The sequence below is a fragment of the Pseudomonas sp. PI1 genome (assembly GCF_000812405.1).
Taxonomy (GTDB): Bacteria; Pseudomonadota; Gammaproteobacteria; order Pseudomonadales; family Pseudomonadaceae; genus Pseudomonas; species Pseudomonas citronellolis.
Window position 1 is genome coordinate 21,751 of sequence record NZ_JWMC01000104.1, and the last position, 7,503, is coordinate 29,253.

A 7,503-nucleotide genomic window follows, 5' to 3' on the forward strand; every position below is an offset into this window, starting at 1 on the left:
CGCGGCAGATTCTTTATTTGTCAGTTGGAAAAAAAAGGACTCCATGAAACGCTTTCTGTTACCCGCGGCTCTTTCCGCGTTGATGATCGCCCAGGTTCACGCAGAGTCCTTCACAGTTTCCGACATCCGCGTCAACGGCCTGCAGCGCGTATCCGCGGGTAGCGTGTTCGCCGCCCTGCCGCTGAACGTCGGCGACCAGATCGATGACCGCCGTCTGGTCGAGGCGACCCGCTCGCTGTTCAAGACCGGCTTCTTCCAGGATATCCACCTCGGCCGCGATGGCAACGTACTGGTCATCGACGTGGTCGAGCGCCCGTCCATCTCCAGCATCGAGATCGAAGGCAACAAGGCCATCAGCACCGAAGACCTGATGAAGGGCCTCAAGCAGTCCGGCCTGGCCGAAGGCGAAATCTTCCAGCGCGCCACCCTCGAAGGCGTGCGCAACGAGCTGCAGCGCCAGTACGTGGCCCAGGGCCGCTACTCGGCCAACATCGAGACCCAGGTCACTCCGCAGCCGCGCAACCGCGTGGCGCTGAAGATCACCGTCAACGAAGGCACGGTCGCGGCCATCGCCCATGTCAACGTGGTGGGCAACACGGTGTTCTCCGACGAGGACCTGACCGGCCTGTTCGAGCTGAAGACCACCAACTGGCTGTCCTTCTTCAAGAACGACGACAAGTATTCCCGCGAGAAGCTCTCCGGCGACCTGGAACGCCTGCGCTCCTACTACCTGGACCGCGGCTACATCCACATGGACATCGCTTCCACCCAGGTGTCCATCACCCCGGACAAGAAGCACGTCTACATCACCGTCAACATCAACGAGGGTGAGAAGTACAAGGTCCGCGACGTGAAGCTGACCGGCGACCTCAAGGTGCCGGAAGAGGAAATCAAGAAGCTGATGCTGGTCGAGCCGGGCCAGGTGTTCTCGCGCAAGGTGATGACCTCCACCTCCGACCTGATCACCCGCCGCCTGGGCAACGAGGGCTACACCTTCGCCAACGTCAACGGCGTGCCGGAAGCCCATGACGACGACAAGACCGTGTCCATCACCTACGTGGTCGACCCGGGCAAGCGCGCCTACGTCAACCGCATCAACTTCCGCGGCAACACCAAGACCGAAGACCAGGTGCTGCGCCGCGAGATGCGCCAGATGGAGGGCGGCTGGGCCAGCACCTACCTGATCGACCAGTCCAAGCAGCGCCTGGAGCGCCTGGGCTACTTCAAGACGGTCAACGTCGAGACCCCGGCCGTTCCGGGCACCGACGACCAGGTGGACGTCAACTACAGCGTGGAAGAGCAGCCTTCCGGCTCCATCACCGCCAGCATCGGCTTCGCCCAGGATGCCGGCCTGATCCTCGGCGGCTCGATCAGCCAGAACAACTTCCTGGGTACCGGCAACAAGGTCAGCATCGGCCTGACCAAGTCCGACTACCAGACCCGCTACAACTTCGGCTTCGTCGACCCCTACTGGACCGTCGACGGCGTGAGCCTGGGCTACAACGCCTTCTACCGCAAGACCGACTACGACAAGCTCGACGTCGACGTCTCCGACTACTCGGTGAACAGCCTCGGCGCCGGCGTCAGCATCGGCTACCCGATCAGCGAGACCTCGCGCCTGACCTACGGCCTGACCGTGCAGCGCGACACCATCGACACCGGCGCCTACACCGTCGACGAGATCTTCGACTTCCTCGAGAAGGAAGGCGACAACTTCACCAACTTCAAGGCCTCCATCGGCTGGTCCGAGTCCACCCTGAACAAGGGCGTGCTGGCCACCCGCGGCCACTCGCAAAGCCTGGTGCTGGAATCGACCATCCCCGGCAGCGACCTGTCGTTCTACAAGCTGGACTACCGCGGCCAGATCTTCGCGCCGCTGTCCGACACCTACACCATGCGCTTCCACACCGAGCTGGGCTACGGCGACGGCTACGGCTCCACCGAGCGCCTGCCGTTCTACGAGAACTACTACGCCGGCGGCTTCAACTCGGTGCGTGGCTTCAAGGACAGCTCCCTCGGCCCGCGCAGTACGCCGAGCCGTGTCGTTGACCCGGCCACTGGCGCCGTGGTATCCGGGCCCGACGGCAAGGGCCGCTACACCGACCCGGACCAGGACCCGCAGGCCTTCGGTGGTAACGTGATGATCACCGGCGGCGCCGAACTGCTGTTCCCGCTGCCCTTCGTCAAGGACCAGAGCCAGCTGCGTACCGTACTGTTCTGGGACGTGGGCAACGTGTTCGACTCGGACTGCCCGCTGTCCACCACCCAGGGTTGCGACGGTATCAAGCTGAACGACATGGCCATGTCCGTGGGTGTCGGTCTGACCTGGATCACCGCGCTCGGCCCGCTGAGCTTCAGCCTCGGTACCCCGATCAAGAAGCCGGACAACGCGGAAACCCAGATCTTCCAGTTCTCCCTGGGGCAGACCTTCTGATTCGCCATCTTGTTGTATAGACAACCTAGCTTTGTGCAGGAGTGCAATGTGCGTAAGTTGACCCAGTTCGTCCTGATCACCGCCGCCCTGATGGCGAGCCCCGCGTTCGCCGACATGAAGATCGCGGTGCTCAACTACCAGATGGCGCTCCTCGAGTCCGATGCGGCCAAGCAGTACGCCGTCGATGCCGAGAAGAAATTCGGCCCGCAGCTGAGCAAGCTGCGCGCCCTGGAAAGCGACGCCAAGGCCCTGCAGGACAAGCTGGTCAATGGCGGCAGCAAGCTGTCCAAGTCCGAGCGCGACAAGGCCGAGGACGACTTCAAGCAGAAGGCCCGCGACTTCCAGTTCCAGTCCAAGGAGCTGAACGAAGCCAAGGCCTCCGCCGACCGCGAAATGCTCAAGAAGCTCAAGCCGAAGCTGGACCAGGCCGTCGAGGAAACCATCAAGAAGGGCGGCTACGACCTGGTGGTCGAGCGCGGCGCGGTGGTCGACGTCAAACCCCAGTACGACATCACCCGCCAGGTCATCGAGCGGATGAACCAGCTGCGCTGATGATGAGCCCGCGGTCCCATACCCTCGCCGAACTGGCCGCTCAGCTCCAGGCGGAGCTGCGTGGCGACCCGGCCGTGGTCATCCACGGCCTGGCCACCCTGCAGGATGCCGGCCCGGAGCAACTGAGCTTCCTGGCCAACCCGCAGTACCGCAAGTTCCTGGCCGACAGCCGGGCCGGCGCGGTGCTGCTCACCGCCGCCGACGCCGAAGGCTTCACCGGCAACGCGCTGGTGGTGCCCGACCCCTACCTGGCCTACGCCGGGCTGTCGCACCAGTTCGATCCCAAGCCCAGGGCGCCCGCCGGCATCCATCCCACCGCGGTGGTCGATGCCAGCGCCAGCGTCGATCCCACGGCCAGCATCGGCCCCTACGTGGTGATCGAGGCCGGCGCGCAGATCGGCGCCGGCGTCACCCTCGGCGCCCACTGCTTCGTCGGTGCGCGCAGCGTGATCGGTGACGGCGGCTGGCTGGCCCCGCGCGTGACCCTCTACCACGACGTGCGCATCGGCAAGCGCGTGGTGATCCAGTCCGGCGCCGTGCTCGGCGGCGAAGGCTTCGGCTTCGCCAAGCAGCAGGGCGCCTGGCAGAAGATCGCGCAGATCGGCGGCGTCACCATCGGCGACGACGTCGAGATCGGCGCCAACACCACCATCGACCGTGGTGCGCTGTCCGATACCCTGGTTGGCAACGGCGTCAAGCTGGACAACCAGATCATGATCGCGCACAACGTGCAGATCGGCGATCACACCGCCATGGCCGGCTGCTGCGGGATTTCCGGCAGCGCCAAGATCGGCAGGCATTGCATGCTCGCCGGCGGCGTCGGCCTGGTCGGGCACATCGAGATCTGCGACAACGTCTTCGTCACCGGCATGACCATGGTCACCCGCTCGATCACCGAGCCGGGCGCCTACTCATCCGGCACGGCCATGCAGCCCGCCGCTGAATGGAAGAAGAGCGCTGCCCGTATTCGCCAGTTGGACGACATGGCCCGTCGTCTGCAACAGCTGGAAAAGCGCCTGGCCGCCGTGACCCCGAGCGGAGACACTCCATCTGATGCGTGAGTCACGCATTTTTTGGCGTTTCCCTTTTCTGAACAGGCTCCCCTGAACATGATGGACATCAACGAGATTCGCGAATACCTGCCTCATCGCTACCCCTTCCTGCTGGTGGACCGGGTGGTAGAGCTGGACATCGAAGGCAAGCGCATTCGCGCCTACAAGAATGTCAGCATCAACGAGCCGTTCTTCAATGGCCACTTCCCGCAGCACCCGATCATGCCCGGCGTGCTGATCATCGAGGCCATGGCCCAGGCGGCCGGCATCCTCGGCTTCAAGATGCTCGACGTGAAGCCGGCCGACGGCACCCTGTACTACTTCGTCGGCTCCGACAAGCTGCGCTTCCGCCAGCCGGTGCTGCCGGGCGACCAGTTGAACCTGCATGCCCAGTTCATCAGCGTGAAGCGCGGCATCTGGAAGTTCGACTGCCACGCCACCGTCGATGACAAGCCGGTGTGCTCGGCCGAAATCATCTGTGCGGAACGCAAACTATGAGTTTGATCGATCCTCGCGCCATCATCGATCCGCGGGCAAAGCTGGCCGACGACGTAGAGGTGGGCCCCTGGTCCATCGTCGGGCCGGATGTGGAAATCGGCGAAGGTACGGTGATCGGTCCGCACGTGGTGCTCAAGGGCCCCACGAAGATCGGCAGACACAACCGGATTTTCCAGTTCTCCAGCGTCGGCGAGGACACTCCCGACCTGAAGTACAAGGGCGAGCCGACTCGCCTGGTGATCGGCGACCACAACGTGATCCGCGAGGGTGTGACCATCCACCGCGGCACCATCCAGGACCGCTCGGAAACCACCATCGGCGACCACAACCTGTTCATGGCCTACGTCCACGTCGGCCATGACAGCGTGATCGGCAACCACTGCATCCTGGTCAACAACACCGCGCTGGCCGGCCACGTGCACGTGGACGACTGGGCGATCCTCTCCGGCTACACCCTGGTGCACCAGTTCTGCCGCATCGGCGCCCACAGCTTCTCCGGCATGGGCACCGCCATCGGCAAGGACGTGCCGGCCTACGTGACCGTCTTCGGCAACCCAGCCGAGGCGCGCAGCATGAACTTCGAGGGCATGCGCCGCCGCGGCTTCAGCGCCGAGGCCATCCACGCCCTGCGCCGGGCCTACAAGGTGGTGTACCGCCAGGGCCTGACAGTGGAAGAGGCGCTCGCCGAGCTGGCCGAATCCGCCGCGCAGTTCCCGGAAGTCGCGGTGTTCTGCGACTCCATCCAGAGCGCCACCCGCGGCATCACCCGCTGACCATGGCTGCGGGCACCGGCAAGCTGCGCGTCGCCCTGGTGGCGGGCGAGGCCTCGGGGGACATCCTCGGCGCCGGCCTGATGCAGGCCCTGCGCGAACGCCACCCCGAGGTCGAGTTCATCGGCGTGGGTGGTGCGCGCATGCAGGCCCAGGGCCTGGTCTCGGAATTCCCCATGGAGCGCCTGGCGGTCATGGGCCTGGTCGAGGTCCTCGGCCGCCTGCGCGAGCTGCTGCGCCGGCGCAAGGACCTGGTCCGCAACCTGATACTCGCGCGCCCCGACGTCTTCATCGGCATCGACGCGCCGGACTTCAACCTCGGGCTGGAGCTGCAGCTGCGCCGCGCCGGCATCCGCACCGTGCACTACGTCAGCCCCTCGGTCTGGGCCTGGCGGCAGAAGCGCGTGCTGAAGATCAAGCAGGCCTGCGACCTGATGCTGGCGCTGTTCCCCTTCGAGGCGAAGTTCTACGAAGAGCACGGCGTGCCGGTGCGCTTCGTCGGCCATCCGCTGGCCAACACCATCCCCCTGGAGGCCGACCGCGCCGCCGCGCGCGCGCAGCTCGGCCTGCCGGCCGACGCCCAGGTGGTGGCGCTGCTGCCGGGCAGCCGCGGCGGCGAGGTGGGCAAGCTCGGCGCGCTGTTCCTGGATACCGCCGAACGCCTGCTGCAGCAGCGCCCGGGCCTGCGCTTCGTGCTGCCCTGCGCCAGCCCCGAGCGGCGCGCGCAGCTGGAGCAGATGCTGCAGGGCCGCCAACTGCCGCTGCAACTGCTCGACGGCCAGTCCCACGAAGCCCTGGCCGCCTGTGACGCGGTGCTGATCGCCTCCGGCACCGCGACCCTCGAAGCGCTGCTGTACAAGCGGCCGATGGTCGTGGCCTACAAGGTCGCGCCGCTGACCTATGCCATCCTCAAGCGCCTGGTGAAGAGCCCCTACATCTCGCTGCCGAACCTGCTCGCCGGACGCCTGCTGGCCCCCGAGCTGATCCAGGACGCGGCGACCCCCGAGGCCCTGGCGCAACACCTGTTGCCGCTGCTGGACGACGGCAGCGCGCAGACCGAATCCTTCGACGCCATCCACCGCGCCCTGCGCCAGGATGCGTCCGCGCAGGCCGCCGAGGCGGTGCTCGCCCTGGTGGAGAAACGCTGATGCAGATGGGCCTGGATTTCGACCTGGTCGAGGAACTGGTGGCCGGGGTCGACGAGGTGGGCCGCGGCCCGCTCTGCGGCCCGGTGGTCACCGCCGCGGTGATCCTCGACCCGGCGCGGCCGATCATCGGCCTGAACGACTCGAAGAAGCTCAGCGAGGCGCGTCGCGAGGCGCTGTTCGACGAGATCCGCGAGAAGGCCCTGGCCTGGTTCATCGCCCGCGCCGAGGTCGAGGAGATCGACCAGTTGAACATCCTCCACGCCACCATGCTGGCCATGCAGCGCGCGGTGGAGGGCCTGAGCGTCACCCCGAAACTGGCGCTGATCGACGGCAACCGCTGCCCGAAACTCAGGGTGCCGGCGGCCCCGGTGGTGCAGGGCGATGCCAAGGTGCCGGCCATCGCCGCCGCCTCCATCCTGGCCAAGGTCTCCCGCGACCGCGAGATGCAGGAAATGGAAGCCCTCTACCCGGGCTACGGCATCGGCGGGCACAAGGGCTACCCGACCCCGGTGCACCTGGAAGCCCTCAAGCGCCTGGGCCCGACGCCCATCCACCGGCGCTCCTTCGCCCCGGTGCGCGCGCTGCTGGAAAGCCCGTCCGGCATCCTCTGAGCGCTGCGTAGTAGCGGTTGCCTGAGAGCCTGTTTAGGGCATGTTTATGGGGGCCTAAAGAAACATCTTGCAAGCTCCAGGGAAATACCTGGCATTTCACCAGTGGCAACCACGGTAGATTGGCTCTTTTCCTCGTGAGCCTAGGATGCCTGCCGTGCCCAGCCAATCCGATCTGCGCTTCACTTTCTTCGTGGGCGAAACCGAATTCGAGGTCATCGAATTCACTCTCGACGAGGGCCTCAGCGAGAGCTACCAACTGGCGCTGGAGCTGGCCAGCCGCGACCCGGCCATCGACTTCGCCAAGGTCCTCGACGCCCCCGCCCACTTCATCCTCTGGCACGGCGAGCAACCGGTACGCCATGTCCATGGCCAGGTCAGCCGCTTCGAGCAAGGCACCACCGGCTTCCGTCGCACCCGCTACCGCGCCCTGGTCGAACC

8 protein-coding genes are annotated in these 7,503 nt (G+C 65.9%); all 8 read left to right on the forward strand.

Features of this window, described 5'->3' with window-relative positions; genetic code table 11:
- Nucleotides 1–43: 43 nt before the first annotated feature.
- Nucleotides 44–2,434, forward strand: a complete 2,391-nt coding sequence (gene bamA / locus RN02_RS31490; protein WP_043319442.1) for an outer membrane protein assembly factor BamA — start codon at nucleotides 44–46, stop codon at nucleotides 2,432–2,434.
- Between the two features lie 48 nt (nucleotides 2,435–2,482).
- Nucleotides 2,483–2,986: an OmpH family outer membrane protein gene (locus RN02_RS31495; RefSeq protein ID WP_009616651.1), complete on the forward strand. Its 504-nt coding sequence runs from the start codon at nucleotides 2,483–2,485 to the stop codon at nucleotides 2,984–2,986.
- Nucleotides 2,986–4,047: a UDP-3-O-(3-hydroxymyristoyl)glucosamine N-acyltransferase gene (gene lpxD, locus RN02_RS31500; protein WP_043319444.1), complete on the forward strand. Its 1,062-nt coding sequence runs from the start codon at nucleotides 2,986–2,988 to the stop codon at nucleotides 4,045–4,047. The genes RN02_RS31495 and lpxD overlap by 1 nt, the downstream gene beginning before the upstream one ends.
- 48 nt (nucleotides 4,048–4,095) lie before the next feature.
- Nucleotides 4,096–4,536: a 3-hydroxyacyl-ACP dehydratase FabZ gene (gene fabZ, locus RN02_RS31505; protein ID WP_009616653.1), complete on the forward strand. Its 441-nt coding sequence runs from the start codon at nucleotides 4,096–4,098 to the stop codon at nucleotides 4,534–4,536.
- Nucleotides 4,533–5,309: an acyl-ACP--UDP-N-acetylglucosamine O-acyltransferase gene (gene lpxA, locus RN02_RS31510; RefSeq protein ID WP_009616654.1), complete on the forward strand. Its 777-nt coding sequence runs from the start codon at nucleotides 4,533–4,535 to the stop codon at nucleotides 5,307–5,309. The genes fabZ and lpxA overlap by 4 nt, the downstream gene beginning before the upstream one ends.
- A gap of 2 nt (nucleotides 5,310–5,311) precedes the next feature.
- Nucleotides 5,312–6,454 (forward strand): lipid-A-disaccharide synthase, encoded by a 1,143-nt coding sequence (gene lpxB / locus RN02_RS31515; RefSeq protein WP_043319446.1) that lies wholly within the window; start codon nucleotides 5,312–5,314, stop codon nucleotides 6,452–6,454.
- Nucleotides 6,454–7,065: a ribonuclease HII gene (rnhB, locus tag RN02_RS31520; protein ID WP_043319448.1), complete on the forward strand. Its 612-nt coding sequence runs from the start codon at nucleotides 6,454–6,456 to the stop codon at nucleotides 7,063–7,065. The genes lpxB and rnhB overlap by 1 nt, the downstream gene beginning before the upstream one ends.
- Before the next feature lie 154 nt (nucleotides 7,066–7,219).
- Nucleotides 7,220–7,503: contractile injection system protein, VgrG/Pvc8 family (locus tag RN02_RS31525; RefSeq protein ID WP_043319450.1), on the forward strand; the 284-nt coding region annotated here is incomplete at its 3' end.